We start from the raw sequence: 20,560 nt of genomic DNA, 5'->3' as shown, positions 1-20,560 counted from the left end.
AGCCGCTGCGCCCTCGAGCGCAGGAAGGGGCCGGAGCGCCGCCCCGACCCCTTCCCAGCCCTGCTGCCGACGCCTACGGGTAGCGCACCACGTAGCTCGGCGTCCCGGTGTTCGCGTTGCTGACGGGAGCGCCGGTGTCGTTCACCACGTGATCGATCGTGCCGGCACCGAGATTGACCGTCAGCAGGTGGTTCAGCACGACGCCGGGTGTGTTCGGCACCTCGAAGCCACGGGTGGCGTGGATGCTCGGATCCACGTTGGTGAAGACGTACGAGCCACCGCCCCACAGCGTGTGGTTCCGGACGTCGTCCGCTACTTTGTAGCCGGCCCAGCCGAGGACGCCGTCGTGCTGCCATGCCGCCTGGTTGGGCGGGTCGTAGGGGAGTTCGTTCTGGAAGAAGACCGTGCGGCCGTTCTCGCCGTTCCAGATGACGTTGTACTCCTGGTAGTGCTCGACGAACAGGCCCGTGGCCGTCACGTTGTCGCCGTTCACGATCACGCCGTTACGCCCGGTGCTGACATCCCAGCCGAATGAGCCCGGGTTGCCGTGGTCGGCACGCCAGACCCAGGTGTGGTCGATCAGGACGTCGTCGCTGTTGATCTCGAGGCTGACGTCGGCCTTGCCTACGTGCGGGCCACCGATCCGGAAGTAGACGTCGCTCAGTGTCGTCGGGTTCGCGGGGTTGTTGTGCTTGGCGCCGTTGTTCCCGTTCTTCGTTCCGACCTGCAGCAGGACGGGTGAGTTGACGGTGCCGCCGTCGATCGTGACGCCCGCGACGACGACGCCGGGCACGTCGGCTACGCGCATCGGCGTCGCACCGTCCACCGCCGTCAGGGTCGCATGGCCGAGCCCGAGCACCACGGTGTCGGCCCGCTTCACGGCGATGGTCTGGGCGATGTCGTACACGCCCGGCGTGAGGAGGAGGTGCTTGCCGCGGGCCAGCGCGTTGTTGATGGCCTGCACGGAATCGCCCGGGCGTGCCACGAAGAACTCGGACAGCGGGATGGTGCGCCCCGCCGTCGTGCCCTCGTCCCACGAGATGCCGCGCGAGTTCACCTGGGCTGCGGGCACGCGCACGCTGTACGAACCGGCAGCGTCGGCGAACAGATACGGCTTCTCCCGGCTGACCGGCGTCTGGTCGAGCGTCGTGTAGGGGGGAGCGGGGAACGTATCATCCTCGGGGGCGCCCTCGGTGCCGGAGAAGACGGCGTTCCAGACGCCGTTGGACCAGCTGCCGATCTGGCTGTTGCGGGTCAGCCACTGCTGCTGCGACCCGTTGACGATCGTGCCCGCCTTCGAGTCGGCGATGTAGCCACCGCTCGCGAAGTGCGGCCCGGCAGTGCAGTAGTCCATGAGCGAGAGGGTTCCGCCGGTGACGTCGACGCGTCGGAGGGACACGGCCTGCGACACGGCCCAGAAGTTCGCTCCCGCCCGGCAGGCGTCCTGGCCGGCGCCGTTGACCTTCAGGGTCAGGTTCGAGAGCGTCCGCCAGAAATTGTTGAGCGCGATGCAGTTGGCGGTGCCGTTGTTCTCGAGGCAGCGGTTGTAGACCTCGATCTTCCCGTTGATGGTGACATCGGAAGGCGATGCACCGAGTCCGGAGACCTCGGTGTAGTAGCCGACCTTGATCTGGAGCGGTTCGGCATCCGTGCCGTAGGTGCCCGGCAGGAACAGGAGGGCCTCGCGTTCGGTGCCCATCTCGTTGTCGATCTGCCGGGCATTCACCTCGTCGACCGCTGCCTGGATCTCGCTCACCGGCATGCTCGGGTCGAAAATCGTGACCTTGGGGCCGAAGTCCGGCGTTGAGGTGGAGGGTGCCTTCTTCGTGGCGACGGGCGCGGTGCTCGCCGGGTCCAGGGGAGGTGCTGCGACGGCTGAGACTCCCGAGCCGGTGGCCAGGAGCATCGTGACGCCGAGCGCTGCCGCCATGCGGGTGCTTCCGGTCGGCGCGAGGTGGGGGATGGTCATGCTGAACGGTTCCTCTCCGTCGAGGTGGTCCTGCTGCGAGTGCTGGTGAATCGTGTCACCAAGCCGTGAAGGAATTACATCCCCCGAGCGGGACGAAGTCAAGGAAAGCCGAGGAACCCCGTTCGTCACCCGGCTCTTGAAGGCCAACCGGGCCGGTGGTACAGCTTGGAGCAGCGTTGCCGGCACGGCCGGCAGCCAGGACTGCACCCAACCGGAGGAGACACCATGGCAACGCCCGACGACGAAGAGCGCGCCCTCAGCGAGTGGAGCCGGACGCTGGCCCAGGCACTGCAGATCCTCGACCTCGAAGTCGATCATCCGAGGATCGTCGAGCTGGCAGAGCGCTCCACCTACCGCTCGCCCCATGCCGGAGCAATCAGTGCCTTCCTGGTCGGCTACGCGGCGGGCACCGTCACGACGGACGGCCGCGAGGAGACGAGCGCTGCCGTCGAGAAAGCGGTGAAGACGGTGCTGACGGTCATCCGGAAGGACGAGGAAACCCAGGAGGAGAAGGGCTGGACGGGCTCGGCGCAGTAGATTCTTGCCCCTACGCCGGCGCGGGAGTCCGCGACCGGGCTCGGGCCAGGCGCGTCACGGTCCACAGCAGCACGACGGCGACGGGCACCGCTGTCACCAGGCCGAGGCCCGGGTAGCCCAGCAGTACGAGCGCCGGGCCGGCGAGCGCGCCGCCAAGGGCGCCGGCAAGGTTCATGACGAGGTCCGAGGACCCCTGCACGGGCGCGCGCTCGCCGACGTCGACCGCTCCGGCGAGGAGCGCCGAGGCAGAGACTATGACGGCCGACCAACCGAGGCCGAGGAGGATCAGGCTCACCGTCACCCACGCTTCGGATTCCGAGCCACGCCAGGCTATGAGCAGTGCCGCGAGCAGCAGCACCTCCCCGGCCAGGATGCCTTGGGTCCTCCCCGCGCGGTCGGCGATCCATCCGAAAACCGGTGAGAGTGCGTACATCCCGGCCACGTGCAGGCTGATGGTCAGGCCCACGACCGTGAGCCCGGCCCCGTGATCGTGCAGGTGCACCGGCGTCATGGACATCACGGCAACCATCGCCCCGTGACTGACCGCGATGCTCACGACGGCGAAGCGTGCGGCCGGAGTGCGGGCGAGGATGGTCAGCCCGCGCCGCTTCTGCGGAGGAGCACTGCCTGCCGGACGCGCGGCGGCCTGATGCCGCAGGGCGGTCAGCAGCGGGTCCGGGCGCAGACCCAGGAGGTACACGGCGGCGGCCGCGGCCTGCGCAGCGGCCGAGAACACGAAGCCTCCGCTGAGCGGCGGGATCCCCAGGTACCCGGCCACGGCCTCGCCGGGCTCGAAGAGGTTCGGGCCGAGAACGGCGCCCACCGTGGTGGACCACACGACGACGGCGAGGCTGCGTCCGCGGGTCGCGTCCGTTGCGAGGTCGGTGGCCGCGAACCGGGCCTGCAGCCCGGTGGCGGACCCGGCGCCGAGGAGCACCAGGGCGACGAGCAGGAGTGGGAAGAGCGCCAGCGACGCCGCCGTGATGGCGAGCAGTGCCCCGCACCCGGCGAGGAGTGCGCCCGTCGCGAGAGAGACGCTGCGTCCCCTGCGTTGTGCGAGGGACGCGAGGGGAACGGCGGCTGCGGCCGCCCCGAGCGTCGCCATCGTCGCGGCCATTCCGGACCAGGCGCTCGAGCCCGAGGTCTCGGCAGCGAGCAACGCTCCGAGGGACAGTGTCGCCCCCGCACCGACGCCGCCCAGGACCTGGGCGACGACGAGGACCCGGATGACGCGACGCTGCTGGTCCTGTTGCTGATCCATCCGGTCCGCCCCTCGTGGTCGCTGTGACCGGAGCAGTCTACTGGGGCTCCCCACCAGGCCAACGGCGGACGGGCCGGCACCCGAGCGCACGGGCACCGCCCGTCCAGGGGCCGCCTCCGCGGCCCGCGGACCCGAGCATCAGGCGTTCGCGGCCTCCGCTTCCTTCGCCGGTGCCCCGGTGGTCGCGGTCGGGAAGCCGTCCGCTTCTGCGTCCGGCGCGGGGGCGGTCGCTGCGGAGTCGTGCTCCGCGGGCGCGGCATGCGAGCTCGGTTCGAACCGGACGATGATCTGCTTCGACGTGGGTGTGTTGCTGCCCTGCGCCACATGGTCCAGCGGGACGAGGACGTTCGCCTCCGGGTAGTAGGAGGCGGCGCAGCCTCGCGCGGTCGGGTACGAGACGACGCGGTAGGCCCGGAGCACGCGCTGCACGCCGTCGTCGTGCACGCCGTGGATGTCCACGTTCTGGCCGTCCTTGAGCCCCAGTTCCGCGATGTCCTCCGGGTTGATGAACACCACGTGCCGGCCCTTCTTGATGCCGCGGTAGCGGTCGTTGTTGCCGTAGATGGTGGTGTTCCACTGGTCGTGGGCGCGCAGTGACTGCAGGATCAGCGTGCCGGCGGGCCGCTCGAGGTACTCGAGGTCGTTGACGGTGAGCACTGCCTTGCCCGTCGGTGTGTTGAAGGTGCGCGAGTCCCTCGGGCCGTTGGCCAGGATGAAGCCGCCCTTCTGCCGGATCTTCCTGTTGTAGTCCTCGCAGCCCTCGACCACGCGCGAGATGTGCTCGCGGATGAGGTCGTAGTCCTTCTCGAAGCCCTCCCAGTCGGCGTCGATCTTGCCGTCGATCGTCGCCCGGGCGAGCCGGCTGATGATGGCCGGTTCGGAGAGCAGGTTCTCGGACACGGGCTCCACGCTGCCCCAGGAGGGATGCACCGCGCACACGGTGTCCTCGACGGAGACGAACTGCTCGCCCGTCGCCTGGCGGTCGATCTCGGTGCGGCCCTTGCAGGGGAGGATCAGCGCCTCGTCGCCCGTGATGAGGTGGGAGCGGTTGAGCTTGATGGAGATCTGCACGGTCATGTCCGTGTTCTCGAACGCCTTCTCGGCCACCTGGGTATCGGAGATGGCCGCGACGAGGTTCCCGCCGAGCGCCACGAGCACCTTGACCTTGCCGTCCCGCATCCGCCGGATGGATTCGACGGCGTCTGCTCCGTGTTCGCGAGGTGGCTCGAAGTTGAACTCCTTGCCGAGGGCGTCCATGAACGTGGGTGGCATCTGCTCCCAGATGCCCATGGTGCGGTCACCTTGGACGTTGCTGTGGCCGCGGATGGGGGAGGCACCGGCCCCGGGCTTGCCGATGTTGCCGCGCAGCAGCAGGAGGTTGATCATCTCCTTGATGGTGGCGACACCCTTCTTCTGCTGCGTGATGCCCATGGCCCAGGTGATGATCACCTTGTCCGCCGCGAGGTAGCGTGCCGCGAGTTCGTCGATCTCCTCGGTGCGCAGCCCGGTGGCCTCGAGGACGGTCTGGTCATCGAGCGTCAGCAGGTACTCCCGCAGCTCGTCGAGGCCCTCGCAGTGCTCTTCGAGGAACGCGTGGTCGAGCACCGTGCCGGGGTTCTTCGCCTCGGCCTCGAAGACGCGCTTGGACACCGCCTGCAGGAGGGCCATGTCCCCGCCGAGCCGGATCTGGAGGAACTGGTCCGCGATCTCGGTGCCCTTTCCGAGCACGCCCCGGACGAGCTGGGGGTTCTTGTAGCGCTTGAGGGCGGCCTCCGGAAGTGGATTCACGGCGACGATCTGTCCGCCGTTGCGCTTGCACGCCTCGAGCTCGGTGAGCATGCGGGGATGGTTGGTGCCCGGATTCTGGCCCATGACGATGATGAGGTCCGCGTGGGCATAGTCGTCGAACGTGACGGTCGCCTTGCCGATGCCGATCGTCTGGCCCATGGCCCAGCCGGAGGATTCGTGGCACATGTTGGAGCAGTCGGGCAGGTTGTTGGTGCCGAAACCGCGAGCGAACAACTGGTACAGGAAGGCCGCCTCGTTGGACGTGCGGCCGCTCGTGTAGAAAGCCGCCTCGTCCGGCGAGTTCAGGTTCTTCAGCTTGTTGCCGACGATCTTGATGGCTTCGTCCCAGCTCACGGGCCGGTAATGATCCTCGCCGGCCGCCTTGTAGACGGGCTCGACGAGGCGCCCCTGCATGCCGAGCCAGTACTCGGAGCGCTCGCGGAGGTCGCTGATCGAGTGCTCCGCCCAGAACTCGGAGGAGATGACGACGGGAGTCGCTTCCCAGGTCACGGCCTTCGCGCCGTTCTCGCAGAACTCGAACGTCTTCCGCTTGTCCGGATCCGGCCAGGCGCAGCTCGGGCAGTCGAAGCCGTCCTTGTGGTTCATCTTGAGGACGGTCTTGAGGGTCCGCTCGACACCCATGTGCTCGATGGCGGGCTTCATGGAGTAGTAGACGCCGGGAAGGCCTGCTGCCCAGTCCTTCGGCCGTTTCTCGACCTTGAGGTCGTTTTCGTCGACTTCCTCTACACGGGGTTCCTTGCGCGTCATGGCGAACGTCCTCTTCCGCGGCCCGGGTGGGCGCTCCTCAGCAGGTGATCCAACTGCCCTTGTGTATCAGGCCTAACAGGGTATGCGCAGGAACCGCAAGCATTCCACGCAGCGAGCCGGTGGGGTTGACGGTTCTCGAGCGGGCACGATGGCCGGTATCCCCTCCCGATGCCGTTTTACTTAGTTGACCTAACGAAAGGACGAGCGTACAGTTACTTAGAGCAACGAAGTATTCGAGGCCAGGAGTACGGAATGTCGGTAGCGCAGCACACCGCTGCAGAGCTGGTGCACAACATCTTCGACCTGCAGCGGGCTCTGCGGGGGGTCACCGCCGCGGGGACGAAGTACTCGGACCTGGGCCCGGCGCACACCGGCGTCCTGTTCTTCATCGGCGACGGCGGCCCGATGAGGGCGTCGGCCCTCGCTGCCAGGCTCGGGATCGGTGCGTCCGCCCTCAGCCGGCAGCTCGCCGACCTCGAGCAGCACGGGTTCGTCGTGCGTACGCCTGATCCGCTCGACGGCCGGGCCTGCCTCCTGTCCCTGTCGCAGGAGGGCGAGAAGTACCTCGCCGAGACCTACGAGCGCAGGGCGGAGACGTTGCGGGAGATCCTGACCGACTGGACGGAGAGCGAGGCCGAGGCGGCGTCGTCGTCCGTGCAGCACCTGACCGCCGCTCTCCGCTCTGCTGCCGGTCATCCGGCTGCGGCAGCGCAATGCCTCCCGCAGGGCGTCGCGACGCCGCTTCCCACCACCGCACACCGAACGGGCAACGACGGCCGCCACCTGGACCCCGCGTCCGAGACCACGAAGGAAGAACACTGATGGCCATCCATCCCACCAAGGCGGACACCGCCGGGGCGACGACACCGGCAGCGGCCAAAGCCGCCGGTCAGCACCACGGACACGAGCCCATGAGCCACAAGCAGATCCTGCAGGCACTCACGGGACTGCTCGCGGGCCTATTCACGGCGATCCTGAGCAGCACCATCGTCGCGAACGCGCTGCCGACGATCATGAGCGACCTCAACGGCTCCCAGACGGACTTCGCCTGGGTCATCACGGCCGCACTGCTCGCCAACGCCGCGACGACCCCGATCTGGGGCAAGTTCTCCGACCTGTTCGACAAGAAGGTCCTGGTGCAGGTCAGCATCGTCATCTTCGTGGCGGGCTCGGTCCTCGCCGGTTTCGCGCAGACCATCCCCCTGCTCCTCACGGCCCGCGTCATCCAGGGTGTTGCGATGGGCGGTCTGACAGCACTCGCGCAGGCCATCATCGGCACCATCATCGCCCCGCGTGAGCGCGGGCGGTACTCCGGCTACATGGGCGGCGTCATGGCGGTCGCGACGGCGGGCGGACCACTCCTCGGCGGCTTCATCGTCGACTCACCGCTCGGCTGGCGCTGGACGTTCTTCGTCTGCGTGCCGCTCGCAATCATCGCGCTGATCCTGCTGCAGGTGACCCTCAAGCTCCCGGACACGCGCCGCAAGGCGAGGATCGACTGGATCGGGTCGGTGCTCCTGACAGCCGGCGTAAGTCTCCTCCTCATCTGGGTCTCCTTCGCAGGCAAGGAGGGCTACTACGAGTGGTTCTCCCGCGAGAGCGCCCTCATGGTCGGGGGCAGCGTGATCCTCCTGGCGCTCCTCCTCGTGGTGGAGTCCAAGGTGGCCGAGCCCGTCATCCCGCTCAAGATCATCTCCGAGCGGACCACGGCCCTCGCGATCGTCGCTTCCATCGCCGTCGGGATCGCACTCTTCGCGAGCTCGAGCTACCTCGGCCAGTACTACCAGGTGGCCCGCGGTGCCACGCCCACCGAGGCGGGCCTGCTGACCCTGCCGATGATCGCGGGCAACCTGCTGGGGTCCATCGGTGCGGGACAACTCGTCACCAAGTACGGCAAGTGGAAGCGGTACCTGATCGCCGGTGCCCTGTTCCTCATCGCCGGCCTGGGCCTGGCCGGCACCATCGACCACCTGACCGAGCTCTGGCTCGTCGGCATCTACACCTTCGTCTTCGGTATGGGCCTCGGGCTCATGCTGCAGAACCTCGTCCTCGCCGTCCAGAACACCGTGGCGGTCAAGGACATCGGCTCGGCGAGTGCCTCCGTCGCGTTCTTCCGCTCGATGGGCGGAGCTGCCGGCGTCGCCGTGCTGGGTGCGATCCTCGGCACGCAGGTGGAGAACAAGACGACCGAGGGACTTGCCGCGGCGGGCATCCCGACCACCGGTGGTGCGGCGGGAGGAACGCTCGACCTCGTCGACCTTCCCGCTCCCGTCGCCGACATAGTGCGGGCCGCCTACGGTGACAGCACGGCCATGATCTTCCTGATCACGGCGGTCATCGCGGTCATCGGCCTCGCGTGCGTCCTGTTCATCAAGGAAGCGCCGCTGCGCCGCACCGTCGACTTCGTGCAGGCTGCCCCTGCCGGCCCGGCCGGTTCGATGTCACCCGCGGCTACCGGCGCCGCTCCTGCGCTAGCCGGCGCGGACGGGGGCCCTGCTGCCGAATCGGGTCAGGTCAACGGAACGCAGGCGGCGGGGGAGCCCGACGTCGTCGCCGTGCAGCCATCGCACGGCCGGCACAGCGCCGGACCGGTCGCGCTCTCCAGGAGCGACGTCGACCGCGCGGCCCAGGAACTGTCCGAGCTCGACGCCGGTGTGCCGCGCGGAGCGGACGCCGCCCGCTAGCCCGGCTCACGCACGAACCGGAACAGGCCATCGGGGGAGACCCCGGTGGCCTGCTGCCCGTTATCGGTGGAATCGTTTTCCCGTGGCGGACGAGCATCCTTGGGTGAAGGACCAGCCAGTAGCATCGGAGGGTGAAACCGTTCCTCCTCCTGGCCACCCGTGCGGAAGACTATGCCGCCGACGCCGAGTACCGAAGCTTCCTGCGCTACGGGGGACTCGACGAGGCCGGATTGAGGCGCATCCGCCTGGAGGCGGAGCAACTTCCGGACCTGGACCTCGCGGATTATTCGGGGATCTTCCTGGGCGGCAGTCCCTTCAATTCCTCGGATCCGGAGGAATCGAAGAGTGCCGTGCAGGTCCGCGTGGAGCACGAGCTCGGGCGCCTGCTGGACCGCGTGGTCGCCGAGGACTTTCCCTTCTTCGGTGCGTGCTACGGCGTGGGGACCCTGGGCCGTCACCAGGGTGCCGTCATCGACTCCTCCTTTGCCGAGCCGATCGGCGCGGTCGAGATCACGCTTACCGAGGACGGCGTTGCCGACCCGCTCCTCGCGGACCTGCCGTCGTCGTTCGCCGCCTACGTGGGGCACAAGGAGGCGTGCGCCACGCTGCCGGAGAGTGCAGTGCTGCTGGCATCCTCCGCGACGTGCCCCGTGCAGATGTTCCGCGTGAGACAGAACGTGTACGCGACGCAGTTCCACCCGGAACTCGACGTCGACGCGCTCGTGGGCCGCATCAGCACATACCGCCATGCCGGCTACTTCCCGCCGGAGCAGGCGGACGACTACATCGAGCGCGCACGTGCCACGGCGGTCGATCAGCCCGCGGCAATCCTCCGCGCCTTCGTCACCCGCTACGCGCGGAACTGACCAGCCCTTGCCTGCGGCGATCCTGCCGCAACGCTGAGGGTCGGTTGCGTGAAGCCCTGCCTACGATGACGGCATGGGGAATCGACGATGATGAAGTCAGCAGATCCGTTCGGAGTGGCGCGCCGCTCCCGGCAGGACGAGCCATGGGTCGCTGCGGAGAAGGCCGAGCGGCTCCGCGAGGAACTGACCCGGGCCCGGTGCGAGCTCGAGCTGCACCGGCGGCACGGGACGCCGGCCGTTCCCCCGGCCGATGCCGCGGCCGCCCATCGATGCACAGGCCGAGGGCCGCTGCGCAGGAAAGAGCGCGGCGTCGGCGTCGCGGTCTGGTTCGTGACCTTCTATCTCCTGCTCGCCATCCTCGCGAGCCCGGGCCAGGACGCCGCCGGTCACAGCGTCCATCAGCCCGCCGTGGTCGGCGAAGCCAGTACCTCGTACACCTCGGGAGGGTGAGCCCAGGGCAGTGCCGCTGGTTCGAGGGGCATCGTTTCCCTCGTCGGCACGCTGTCCCTGTCCCTGCGTCGGTGCCGGGCGGTAGTGTCGAAGGACAGCACCGCGCAGGACGACACGGAAGAGGTACCCGTCATCGGTTCCAGCAAGAGCACCACATCAGCGGGCCGGGCCGTTCCGGTCATTCCCGCGCCCGGCGAGAAACGCCACCACCAGGTGCTCATCATCGGCGGCGGCAATGCCGGAGTGTCCCTGGCCGGGCGCCTCCGCCGGTACCGGATGAAGGACATCGCCGTCATCGAGCCCCGGGAACGCCACTTCTACCAGCCGCTCTTCTCGCACATCGCAGGTGGAACAGCCGACGCCCTGGAGGCAGTCCGGCTGCAGTCCGCCGTGATGCCGAAGGGTGTCACTTGGATCCAGGACAAGGCGACGGACGTCAGTACGGACACCAACACCGTGCTCCTGGCCTCCGGTTCCGCCGTCACCTACGACCACCTCGTGGTGTGTCCCGGCATCCAGAACGACTGGGCGGTGGTGCCGGGCCTCAAGGAGGCGATGGAGGGTCCGCACGGTGGATCGAACTACGAGTACGAACTCGCTCCGAAGGCCTGGAAACTCTTCAAGGACCTCACCAGCGGGACGGTCGTCTTCACCCAGCCGCCCGGGCCGGCCTCGTGCGACGGCGCCGCCCAGAAGCCCATGTACCTCGCGTGCGACCACTGGCGACAGACTGGGGTGCTCAAGGACATCAGGGTGGTCCTGGCCGTGTCCACGCCGACGATCTTCGGCATGGACATCATCGACGACGAGCTGACCCGGAAGATCAAGGAATACGGGATCGAGGTCCGCTACAGCACCGAACTCGCCTCCGTGGACCCGGACAACCGGTCGGTCGAGCTCAGGAACAGCGTCACCGGCGTCCCGGAGACGCTGTCCTACGACGTCCTCCACGCGGTGCCGCCGCAGTCCGCGCCGGAATGGCTGAAGACCACCGACCTTCCGGCGCGGGGCAACCCGGGCGGCTTCGTCGAGGTGGATCCGGTCATCCTGCGGCACACGCGTTTCCCGGCCATTTGGTCCCTGGGTGATGCCGCGTCCACGCTGAACTCCAAGTCCGGCGCAGCACTGCGCATGCAGACGAAGGTCCTTGCCAAGAACGTCCGGGCGGTCATCAGGGGCAGGAAGCCGACGGCGAAGTACAACCACTACTCGGCCTGCCCCTTCGTGGTGAGCAGGAATACGGTGGTCTTCTCGGAATTCGACGACAAGTATGCTCCCATGCCCACTGTGCCGGGGTGGAAGAACCTCGCCCGGGAGCGGAGGCTGACGTTCTTCCTCGAGCGCATCGTGCTTCCGAAGGTCTACTGGAACCTCATCCTCAAGGGCCGCGCCTGATCCCAGAAGTGGGTGCGCGCTTCACCGGCAATTCATCCGCGGTTGACGGCGGTGTCGGGTAGCGGCGGTTGGATCGTCGAGGCGGTCCAGCCGGTCCCGCCACCGACAGTTCCGAAGGGATCACCCTTGCCAGTTCGCGCCTTCCGCTCTGCCCGCTCCGCCGGAATTCCCCGTTCCAACGGCTCCGCCCGCTCCGTCCGCACCGTCGCCGTCGCCGCCGTCGGACTCTCGCTCCTGGCTGTATCCGCCCCCGCCACGCCGACGCCCGACCTGCGGCAAGCGTCCGTGAAGCGCCCCGCCGCGACGCCGATCCTGGTAGGGCACCGCGGCGCAGGCGGCACTGCGCCGGAGAACACGGTTTCCGCGTTCAAGGACGGACGCGCTTCCGGTGCTGACTTCATCGAGATCGATGTCCAGCTCAGTGCCGACGGCGTTCCGTTCCTCTTCCATGACGACACGCCGGCGCGGACGACCAACGTCGAGGACGTGTTCCCCGGGCGCGCCGCCGATCCGATCACGTCCTTCACCTGGGCGGAACTGCAGCAGCTCGATGCCGGCTCGTACTTCGACCGGCGCTTCACCGGCGAGAGGATCCCCCACCTCGACGACGCCGCCGCCGTCGGAACACGCACGACGGGCGTCTACATCGAGATCAAGTCCCCCTGGAACTCCCCCGGGATCGAGCAGCTGATTGCGGACGAGCTGCACACCAATCCTGCCTGGCAGAAACTGGTCGCAGCGGACAAGGTGCAGGTCATCGGCTTCGATGAGGCATCCAACCGGCGCTTCGCGGAGCTCGCCCCCGAGATTCAGCTGCAGCAGCTCACCGGTGCGGTGCCCCGAGCCGATGTGCTTGCCGCGTGGGCAACGTACGTGGATTCCGTCGGTGCCAACTACCGGGTCGTGAACGCGGAGGACGTCGCCAGGGTGAAGGCCGCCGGACTGGCCATGAGCGTCTACACCGTCAATTCGCCGGAGGCCGTGCAGGCGGTCACGGATCTCGGGGTCGACGCCGTCACCACCGATTTCCCGATCGAGAGCAGCCGCCACCTCCGTGGGTTGCCGGTCTTCCCGGGTGCCACCATCGAGATCAGCGGAGCGGTGAACGACCCGTTGGGCAACGACGTGCAACCCGAGACGGGCGAGTACGTCGCGCTGCGGAACGCGTCCGGAACAGCCGTGGACGTCAGCGGCTACTTCCTGCGGGACGCCGCAAACAACATCCTGGTGGTGGGGGACGGTTACGTGCTGCAGCCGGGCGGTGAGCTGCGTGTCTACACGGGACCGGGCACGAACTCCGCCTCCGCCTACTACAACGGCCAGGGCGCGTCCCTCCTCAACAACACCGGGGATTCACTCGGATTGTGGACGCCGGACCTGCGCCTCGTCGACGTCTTCGCGAACTGAGGTAGTCCTTCTCGGGCATCGCTTCCCGCTACCAAGGACGACGGCAGTACCAGGGACGACGGCGGCACCACCGGTGTCGCCGTCGTCGCTCTCGGGACCCTTGTTCCCGCCCGAACAGCCCCGTAGCATCCGGTCATGGAGATCCCCGTAGCATCCGGTCATGGAGATCATTGAGTATCACCCGCGGCCTGACCAGCTCGTGTACACCTTCGGCGGCAGCGCCCCGGTACTGAGCGTGCGGCCCGGGACTGCGCTGAAGCTCTGGTCGGAGGACGCCTTCAACAACGCACTGACCTCGGTGCACGATGTCTCGGGGGAGAGGGTGGACCTCGCCTTCATCAATCCGCAGACCGGTCCCTTCTACGTGGAGGGCGCCGAACCGGGGGACACGCTGGCCCTGCACATCGCCGACCTGACACCTGCCCGGTCCTACGGCGCTTCTGCCACGGTCCCCTTCTTCGGCGGTCTTACCAGCACGGACCGCACCGCCACGCTGCAGGAACCACTGCCGGACATCACCTGGATCTACCACGTGGACACCGAACGGCGGACGGTCGGTTTCCAGTCCCGGCTCGGGGACTTCGGGGTCGCGCTGCCGCTCGAACCCATGCTCGGCACCGTCGGAGTGGCGCCACCCGGAGGGGAGGTGCGCTCGGCGCTGGTGCCTGAGCGGTTCGGAGGCAACATGGACGCACCGGACGTGAAACCGGGTACGACGGTCTACCTCGGCGTGAACGTCGAGGGTGCTCTCTTCTCGATCGGCGACGGGCACTACCGCCAGGGTGAGGGCGAGGCCTGCGGCACCGCGGTCGAGGGAGCCATGCACTCGACGATCATCGTCGAGCTGATCAAGGGCGGGGCTCCTGCGTGGCCCCGGCTCGAGACCGACTACCACTGGATGGCGGTGGGCTCCTTCCGGCCCATGGAGGACTCGTGGCGCATCGGCCAGTTGGAGATGGTGCGGTGGTTCGGCGATCTTTTCGGGCTGCACCGGCTGGACGCCTACCAACTCCTGACCCAGACCGCGCTGGCGCCGATCGCCAACGCGGTGGACGCCAACTACAGCGTGGTCGTGAAGGCACCGAAGGCCCTCTTCCCGGCCGTCGATGCCTACGGTGGCCTGCACGCGAACCTGCGGCGGCGCGCTGCGGAGCTCCGTTGAGCAGCACCGGAGGCTCGGCCGGCCGGCGCGCAGCGGAGCTCCGCCAGGCGGCGCAAGAGGTTCGGCCGGCCGGCCGCATGCGGCGGAGCTCCGCCCGGCGGCGCATGGCGAAGGGCGCCGGTGGTGGCCGACGCCCTTCGCCTTCGGCGTGCTACTTGGCGAGGAAGCGGAGGAGGATCTCGTTGATCTCGGCGCCGTGCGTCCAGAGCATGCCGTGGGGGGCGTCGTCGATCTCGACGTATTCGGCGGACGGCAGGCGCTTGGTGAACTCACGGCCGGTGGCGTCGATGGGCAGGATGCGGTCGTCGGTGCCGTGGACGATCAGGGCAGGGACGGTGACCTTGTCGATGTCGGAACGGAAGTCGGTGAGCCAGGAGTCGACGACGGCGAAGGAGGCGTACCAGGACGATCCGGCGGCCACGTTCCAGGCGTTGCGCAGTGCTTCTTCGCTGAGGCGGTTGCCGAGGAAGTTGTCGGTGTTGAAGAAGTCGTTGTAGAAGTTCGTGAACCAGGCGTAGCGGTCTTCGGTGGCGGCGGTGCGGATGCCGTCGAAGACGGTGGCTGGAACGCCGGTGGGATTGTCGCCGGTCTGGAGCAGGAACGGCTCGAGGGAGGCGAGGAAAGCGGCCTTGGCGATGCGTGCCTCGCCGTAGGTGCCGATGTAGCGGCCGACCTCACCGGTGCCCATGGAGAAGCCGACGAGGACGACGTCGTGGAGGTCGAGGGTCTCGAGGACGGTGTTCAGGTCAGCGGCGAAGGTGTCGTAGTCGTAGCCCGTGGTGGGCTTGCTGGACTGGCCGAAACCGCGGCGGTCGTAGGTGATGACGCGGTAGCCGGCGTTCAGCAGGGCGTTGGACTGCTTCTCCCACGAGTTGCCGTCCAGGGGGTAGCCGTGGATCAGGACGACGGGCTGGCCCGTGCCGTGGTCCTCGTAGTAGAGCTCGATGTCCGTGGTGTTCTCTGTGCCGACTGTGATGAAGCCCATTGTCCTGGTCCTTGTCTCGAGAGTAGAGAACGGTCGTTTTCTTCGGTTCTCACAGCGTATAGAACGATCGTTCTCATTACAAGTACTATGGGTCCATGAGTTTTTCCGAGATCCGAGAGCGCATCGAGGCGACGGCCGATGATCTGTACAACGCGAGAGGGATCCAGGCGGTGGGGATGGATGAACTCCGCGCGGCCGCTGGTGTGTCGCTGAAGAAGCTGTACCAGGAGTATCCGTCCAAGAGCGCGATCGTCATGGCCGTGCTGGAGCGACGGCACCGGTCGTGGACAGAGGGTCTTGACGGCTTGGTCCGTCAGGCCGAGAACCCGCGCGCGCGGCTGCTGGCGATCTTCGACTACCTGACGCGATGGTTCGGTGAGGACTCGTTCAGGGGGTGCGGGTTCATCAACACGTTCGCGGAACTCGGAGCGGTGAGTCCGGAGGTCGCGGACTATGCCCGGCAGCACAAGGCATCGTTCCAGGACTACGTCGCACAGCTGGTCGCCGACGCAGGAGCGCCGTCGTACCTCGGCCCGCAGTTGTCGATCCTCGCCGAAGGCGCTCAGACCACAGCGGCCATCGCCGGGTCGACGGAGGCGGCCGACCAGGCACGCGCGGCGGCCGAAGTGCTCATCGATGCAGCACTGGGGACGGAGACGCCCGGCGCCGCTTAACCCACCAGGTCCTGGTACTCGGGGTGGTCCTCTATGAAGGCGGCGACGAACCCGCACTGCGGGACCACGGTGAGGGCCTGGGCGCGGGCATCGTCGAGGGCGCGGCGGATCAGGGTACTCCCGATGCCCTGCCCCTCCACCTCCTCGTCCACCACGGTGTGCGTGAAGGTGATGGTGTCGTCCGATCGCTCGTAGGCGGCGATCCCGGCGGGCTCACCCCCGAGGCTCGCGGTGTAGCGGCTCTTCGCTTCGTTGTTGCTGACCTCGACCCCGGCGTTCGCTGCTTCTCCTGCGTTTCCGGTGGTGCCCGTATCTTCGGCGCTCATGCAGTCACCTTGGCACTGCGGCGCGGTGCGGGTCAACGCTGCAGTGCGGTTGCGTCGGCGCTCGCGCCCAGCATCTGCCCGGCGGAACGCGGCCGCGCCCCGAGGCTACCCGGTGCTCGGAGCGGGGGATGCACCGTGCTCTGCCGCAGTGCCCTCCAGGAGCCAGGCCAGGGCTTCGGATTCCGAGGTGAAGAACCGCGTCGGGGTGGGGGAGCGGTGCGAGAACCCGGACAAGACCTCGTCCATGGCGTCCTGACCCACGAGCGCCACCCGGGAATAGCCGCGGTAGGCCGCCATGCCCACGCGCGCCTCCGGCGTGACGCCGGTGATGCCGTGCATGTGCACCAGGAGCGGGAAGGCCGCGGGGCCGTGGAACTCGGCGAGGGCGCGGGCTGCAGCGACGCCGTGCGCGTGCGTGATCTCTACACCGCGCCGCCACCGCAGCCTGAGGAAACCCCTCTCGAAGTGCACACTGAACGGGTCCATGGAGTCCTTCGCGGTGGGCCGGCGGTCGATGGCTGAACAGCTTAGCAAGGGTGGCTCCTCGTGTGACCCCCGAGTCCACAAGTGCACGCCGTCCCCTGGGGTTCGTCGCTCACGCTGTAGCGTCTGGGTCATGACGCTGAGCATCTTGGTGACCGGAGCGAGCCGTGGCATCGGGGCCGCCATCGCGCAGGAGCTTGCCGCGCGGGGGCACCGCATTGCCGTGCATGCCGGGCGGGACGGCACTGCCGCAGCAGCGGTCCACGCTGCGCTGCCCGGCACCGGTCACGCCGTCGTCGTCGGTGACGTCGCGGATCCGGAAGCGTGTGAAAGCATCGTGGCCGACACCGTGGGGCACCTGGGCGGGGTCGACGTCCTCGTCAACAATGCGGGCATCTTCGAAGCGCACCCCATCGACTCGACGCCGTTCGAGCAATGGCAGCAGGCGTGGGGGCACACGCTGGCCGTCAACCTGCTGGGACCGGCGAACCTTGCCTGGCTGGTGGCGCGGCACCTGCTCGATCGCCCGTCCGGACCGGAGGGCGGAAGGCTCGTCAGTGTGGGCTCGCGCGGCGCCTATCGCGGCGAGCCCCTCACCCCGGCCTACGGGGCCAGCAAGGCGGGGCTCCATTCCATGACCCAGTCCCTGGCGGTCGCCCTCGCACCGCACGGCATCCTCGCGGCGGCGGTCGCACCGGGATTCGTCGAGACGGACATGGGCAGGTCGGTCCTCGACGGGCCGGGAGGTGACGCTGTCCGGGCGCAGAGCCCTTTCAACCGCGTGGCGACCCCGGAGGACATCGCGCAGGCCGTCGCGTGGCTCGCCACCGATGCCCCCCTCTGGGTCAGCGGCACCGTGGTCGACGCGAACGGCGCGTCCTACCTCCGCTAGGACGCAGGTCCGCCGCTGCCGTGGGCCGGGGCGTGCAGTTCGAGGGGCGGACGGCGGAGGGGCGTCGTCGTCGCGCCGTAGTGCGCGACGACGACCCCCGGCCCGCGGGTGGCCTTGCCCGTGGTGCTACCCCTGGCGGGCCTTCATGCGTGGATTCTTCTTGTTGATGACGAAGGTCCTGCCGCGGCGCCGGACGATCTGGGCGCCCGGGACCTTCTTGAGGGCGCGGAGGGAATTGCGGACTTTCATGGTGCTCCTTCAGTGATTCTCGCTGGTGGGGTGGGAGTACGCAGGGGACGAGCGAAGCTCGTCATCCGTGAGGGCGCAGGCGTCGAGCAGGCCGGTGATGTCGTCGTCGTCCAGGGCGTCGCCGGTGAGGGCGAGGTGCGTCCCACGGCACCACTCGCCGTGGCGCTCGGCCGCGGTCCATGGGCCGCCGTTGCCGAGCGAGATGCGCGGGCCTACTCCGTGCACGGCGACCCTCGCGTCCGGCATACCCGCGATCCAGACACTGCCGCGGACGAAGCAGCAGCCCTCCGAGACGGCGCCGAGGGCTGTGCGGAAGCGGCCCGGGTGCAAGGGGCGGGTGATGCGGTGCTCGAGGGTGCGGAACGGTGCCGACGCGATCGTGGGTGCGAGGACTGCGCCGGGCAGGCTCCGTGCCTGGGACGCCCCGTAGTCGTGGCGGGCGAGGGTGGCGGCGTCGGCCGCCGAGACGCGGGCGTGCGGAGCGAGCTGACCGATGAGCTGGAGCCCGCGCGCGTCGAGGGCGGCGTCGGTCGGCAGGAGGTCACTCACCGTGGTGAGGACCGTGTCCGCGAACAGGAGCTCACCCATCAGGAACTCGCCCGGCGTCCGCGCGTCCTCGGGAACCGCGGTGTAGCCGGAGGCGAACAGGGTGTGGTGGTCCCACAGCTGGTCCTCCACGTCCTCGGGACGCAGTGCGAGCGCGACGGCGTCCACCACGAAGGCGCCGGGCGCGATCGAGTGGAGTCCGTCGATGGCGTTCTCGGCCGTGGTTCCGGGTGGCAGGCCCACCACGGCACGCTCGACGCCCTCGGACGCGAGACGCAGGAGGGCAGGGGCGAGGTCGAACCGCACGGTGCAACTGAGGCAGCCGTGCTCCAGCACCCTGGACTCGCGCTCCACGATGCGGTCGTTCCGATGGATGCGGCGCGTGACCACTCCGCCGTCGAGGAGGTCGTGCAGGACGACCGGTGCGCCGATGGCGGGGCCTGCCACCAGCGCGGCTGCAGTGTTGCGACTCAGCGCATCGAGGGAGGTGAGGATGACGAGATGCATTGCCCTACTATATAAGAATGGTTCTCAATAACCAAGGATCACCCGTCGGGCACCTGCGGGAATAGGCATCCGCTGCGGGCTGAAGACCGAGGAGCGGGTGGCCAGGGGCAGGTGCGGGTACTAGCGTCGAATCCAAGGCATCCACGCCACCATCACCAGCCAGGAGAGTTCCCATGTCACGCGTAGCCATCATCGGTGGGCACGGAAAAGTAGCCCTGCACCTCACGAAGATCCTCACCAGTCAGGGCCACCAGGTGAGTTCGATCTTCCGCAACCAGGATCATGCCGCCGACGTCGAGCAGGCCGGCGCCACCGCGGTGGTGGCCGACGTCTCGGAGCTGTCCGTCGCGCAGATGGCGAACGTCTTCCGCGGGCACGACGCCGTCGTGTGGTCCGCCGGCGCGGGTGGCAGCAGTCCCGAGGCCACCTACGCCGTCGATCGCGACGCTGCGATCCGTTCGATGGACGCCGCTCAGGAGGCATCGGTCGGGCGCTATGTCATGGTGTCCTACCTCGGTGCCCGGAAGGACCACGGGGTGCCCGAGGACAACGGTTTCTATCACTACGCCGAGGCCAAGGCCGCGGCGGACGAGCACCTGCGGAACTCGGAGCTCGCGTGGACGATCCTCGGTCCGGGCGCGCTGACCACCGACCCGGGCACGGGGATGATCGAGGTGTCGGACACGCCCCAGCGGGACTCCGTCCCACGCGAGGACGTCGCGCACGTGGCGGCCGTCGTGCTCGGGAACCTCGGCACCGTGGACAGGACGATCCAGTTCAACAGTGGCGAGACGCCGATCGCGGAGGCGATCGACGCGGCACTGTAGGGTCGCCGCCGAGCGGGAGGGGCGGCGCGTCCTGCTGCGGCGCCCCTCCCGCAGACCTGCATCAGCCGGGGCGGCGGACCGTCCGGCGCGCGGCTGCTAGCCGATGGGTGCCGGCATCGGCATGACCTCGTACTCCACGCCGATGGCGTGTCCGGTCACCGGATCGGCCATCTCGACGCGCCACCCGGAGGCGAACTGGTCGACACCGTGGATCATGGGGACGGTTCCCGAGATCAGCACCGTGCCAGCCTCGGCGAGACCCATTCCGGCGAGGACGTCGAGCCAGTAGTCAGGGGACAGCAGGGCACCGAGCGTGCTGTCCTGGATGAGCTCCTCGCCGGTGTCCGAGCGCACCCAGGCGCGGAGCGTGATGGCGTCGAGGTGCTCCCGGACGTCGTCGAGCCGCCAGGCCTGGCGCCCGAGGACGTCCGGGCTCGCGTTCTTGCTCCAGGCCACGCCGTGGACCTCCAGTGCCCTGTCGGTGTGATCGCACGCGACGGTCAGGAGGACGCCCTCCGTGGTGATCACGAGGGCCCATTCGGCCTCGCCGGAAGTCTTCTCGTGCTGCACGCTGACCGCACCGATCTGCTGCGCCAGATAGGGAGAGACGGGGTACAGGGCGGGCGTCGTCGACGGAACGGGCACGCCGAGCTCGGCCAGCTCCGCGATGTGCGCCTGGACCTCGTCCTGCTCGCGGCCGGCGTAGCCAGCATTGAGCAGTCGGGTCACCTCGACGTCCTGCTGCGTGCCGTCCGGCAGTTCGAAGGTAAGGGTCGTCATGGGT

The 20,560-nt window shown here is 68.4% G+C and carries 20 protein-coding genes; 11 read left to right on the top strand and 9 right to left on the bottom strand.

All coding sequences use genetic code 11. The features are described 5' to 3' along the window. Positions 1 to 73 precede the first annotated feature (73 nt). Entirely contained in the window at positions 74 to 1,969 is a 1,896-nt protein-coding gene (locus CXQ96_RS04735) for an adenylyl cyclase (RefSeq protein ID WP_258058866.1), read from the bottom strand. 225 nt (positions 1,970 to 2,194) lie between these two features. Between CXQ96_RS04735 and CXQ96_RS04730 the strand changes: the two genes are divergently transcribed. Then, positions 2,195 to 2,506, top strand: a complete 312-nt coding sequence (locus CXQ96_RS04730) for a DUF6457 domain-containing protein (protein ID WP_181036355.1) — start codon at positions 2,195 to 2,197, stop codon at positions 2,504 to 2,506. A 10-nt stretch (positions 2,507 to 2,516) separates the two neighbouring features. Here CXQ96_RS04730 and CXQ96_RS04725 read toward each other — a convergent pair whose 3' ends face one another. Both CXQ96_RS04725 and CXQ96_RS04720 read right to left on the bottom strand, forming a co-directional pair. Continuing rightward, positions 2,517 to 3,767 carry an MFS transporter gene (locus tag CXQ96_RS04725; RefSeq protein WP_104116888.1) on the bottom strand — a complete coding sequence of 417 codons (1,251 nt, stop codon included), beginning with the start codon at positions 3,765 to 3,767 and terminating at the stop codon, positions 2,517 to 2,519. 138 nt (positions 3,768 to 3,905) lie between these two features. After that, a complete protein-coding gene (locus CXQ96_RS04720) occupies positions 3,906 to 6,323 on the bottom strand; it encodes an FdhF/YdeP family oxidoreductase (protein ID WP_104116887.1) in 2,418 nt (805 codons plus the stop codon). A 252-nt stretch (positions 6,324 to 6,575) separates the two neighbouring features. On the opposite strand from CXQ96_RS04720, the gene CXQ96_RS04715 reads away from it, so the two are divergent. From CXQ96_RS04715 to CXQ96_RS04685, 7 genes are all read left to right on the top strand, one after another. Further along, entirely contained in the window at positions 6,576 to 7,145 is a 570-nt protein-coding gene (locus CXQ96_RS04715; protein ID WP_104116886.1) for a MarR family winged helix-turn-helix transcriptional regulator, read from the top strand. 89 nt (positions 7,146 to 7,234) lie between these two features. Continuing rightward, positions 7,235 to 9,007 (top strand): MFS transporter, encoded by a 1,773-nt coding sequence (locus tag CXQ96_RS04710; RefSeq protein WP_104117038.1) that lies wholly within the window; start codon positions 7,235 to 7,237, stop codon positions 9,005 to 9,007. Between the two features lie 131 nt (positions 9,008 to 9,138). After that, positions 9,139 to 9,873, top strand: coding sequence for a glutamine amidotransferase (locus CXQ96_RS04705; RefSeq protein ID WP_104116885.1), 735 nt, complete (start codon positions 9,139 to 9,141; stop codon positions 9,871 to 9,873). An 87-nt stretch (positions 9,874 to 9,960) separates the two neighbouring features. Then, positions 9,961 to 10,323 (top strand): hypothetical protein, encoded by a 363-nt coding sequence (locus CXQ96_RS04700; protein WP_104116884.1) that lies wholly within the window; start codon positions 9,961 to 9,963, stop codon positions 10,321 to 10,323. A 180-nt stretch (positions 10,324 to 10,503) separates the two neighbouring features. Beyond that, positions 10,504 to 11,718, top strand: coding sequence for an NAD(P)/FAD-dependent oxidoreductase (locus CXQ96_RS04695; RefSeq protein WP_104117037.1), 1,215 nt, complete (start codon positions 10,504 to 10,506; stop codon positions 11,716 to 11,718). A gap of 126 nt (positions 11,719 to 11,844) precedes the next feature. Beyond that, complete coding sequence (locus CXQ96_RS04690) at positions 11,845 to 13,125, top strand: glycerophosphodiester phosphodiesterase family protein (protein ID WP_104116883.1); 1,281 nt, start codon at positions 11,845 to 11,847, stop codon at positions 13,123 to 13,125. Positions 13,126 to 13,285: 160 nt separating this feature from the next. Continuing rightward, a complete protein-coding gene (locus tag CXQ96_RS04685) occupies positions 13,286 to 14,287 on the top strand; it encodes an acetamidase/formamidase family protein (RefSeq protein ID WP_104116882.1) in 1,002 nt (333 codons plus the stop codon). Between the two features lie 151 nt (positions 14,288 to 14,438). Here CXQ96_RS04685 and CXQ96_RS04680 read toward each other — a convergent pair whose 3' ends face one another. Beyond that, entirely contained in the window at positions 14,439 to 15,272 is an 834-nt protein-coding gene (locus tag CXQ96_RS04680; RefSeq protein WP_104116881.1) for an alpha/beta fold hydrolase, read from the bottom strand. A 95-nt stretch (positions 15,273 to 15,367) separates the two neighbouring features. Here CXQ96_RS04680 and CXQ96_RS04675 point away from each other — a divergent pair, with 95 nt between their 5' ends. After that, a complete protein-coding gene (locus CXQ96_RS04675; protein ID WP_104116880.1) occupies positions 15,368 to 15,946 on the top strand; it encodes a TetR/AcrR family transcriptional regulator in 579 nt (192 codons plus the stop codon). Here CXQ96_RS04675 and CXQ96_RS04670 read toward each other — a convergent pair. Together CXQ96_RS04670 and CXQ96_RS04665 are read right to left on the bottom strand one after the other, a co-directional pair. Beyond that, positions 15,943 to 16,272 (bottom strand): GNAT family N-acetyltransferase, encoded by a 330-nt coding sequence (locus tag CXQ96_RS04670; protein WP_104116879.1) that lies wholly within the window; start codon positions 16,270 to 16,272, stop codon positions 15,943 to 15,945. The genes CXQ96_RS04675 and CXQ96_RS04670 overlap by 4 nt on opposite strands. Positions 16,273 to 16,377: 105 nt before the next feature. After that, entirely contained in the window at positions 16,378 to 16,758 is a 381-nt protein-coding gene (locus CXQ96_RS04665; protein WP_104116878.1) for an STAS/SEC14 domain-containing protein, read from the bottom strand. Positions 16,759 to 16,888: 130 nt separating this feature from the next. Between CXQ96_RS04665 and CXQ96_RS04660 the strand changes: the two genes are divergently transcribed. Further along, positions 16,889 to 17,647 (top strand): SDR family NAD(P)-dependent oxidoreductase, encoded by a 759-nt coding sequence (locus CXQ96_RS04660; protein WP_104116877.1) that lies wholly within the window; start codon positions 16,889 to 16,891, stop codon positions 17,645 to 17,647. A gap of 126 nt (positions 17,648 to 17,773) precedes the next feature. Here the strand turns inward: CXQ96_RS04660 and ykgO are convergent, their stop codons facing one another. Further along, complete coding sequence (ykgO, locus tag CXQ96_RS04655; protein ID WP_058931424.1) at positions 17,774 to 17,896, bottom strand: type B 50S ribosomal protein L36; 123 nt, start codon at positions 17,894 to 17,896, stop codon at positions 17,774 to 17,776. A 9-nt stretch (positions 17,897 to 17,905) separates the two neighbouring features. Then, on the bottom strand, positions 17,906 to 18,949 hold the full coding sequence (locus tag CXQ96_RS04650; RefSeq protein ID WP_104116876.1) for a GTP-binding protein: 1,044 nt from the start codon (positions 18,947 to 18,949) through the stop codon (positions 17,906 to 17,908). A 173-nt stretch (positions 18,950 to 19,122) separates the two neighbouring features. Between CXQ96_RS04650 and CXQ96_RS04645 the strand changes: the two genes are divergently transcribed. Continuing rightward, a complete protein-coding gene (locus tag CXQ96_RS04645) occupies positions 19,123 to 19,776 on the top strand; it encodes an SDR family oxidoreductase (RefSeq protein ID WP_104116875.1) in 654 nt (217 codons plus the stop codon). Positions 19,777 to 19,872: 96 nt separating this feature from the next. Here the strand turns inward: CXQ96_RS04645 and CXQ96_RS04640 are convergent, their stop codons facing one another. Then, positions 19,873 to 20,556 (bottom strand): DUF2848 domain-containing protein, encoded by a 684-nt coding sequence (locus tag CXQ96_RS04640; protein WP_104116874.1) that lies wholly within the window; start codon positions 20,554 to 20,556, stop codon positions 19,873 to 19,875. Positions 20,557 to 20,560 lie beyond the last annotated feature (4 nt).

Source organism: Arthrobacter sp. B1805, assembly GCF_002929745.1.
Taxonomy (GTDB): domain Bacteria; phylum Actinomycetota; class Actinomycetes; order Actinomycetales; family Micrococcaceae; genus Arthrobacter_D.
The sequence above is the reverse complement of the archived record's forward strand: the minus strand, read 5'-3'. Positions and strand labels throughout refer to the sequence as shown.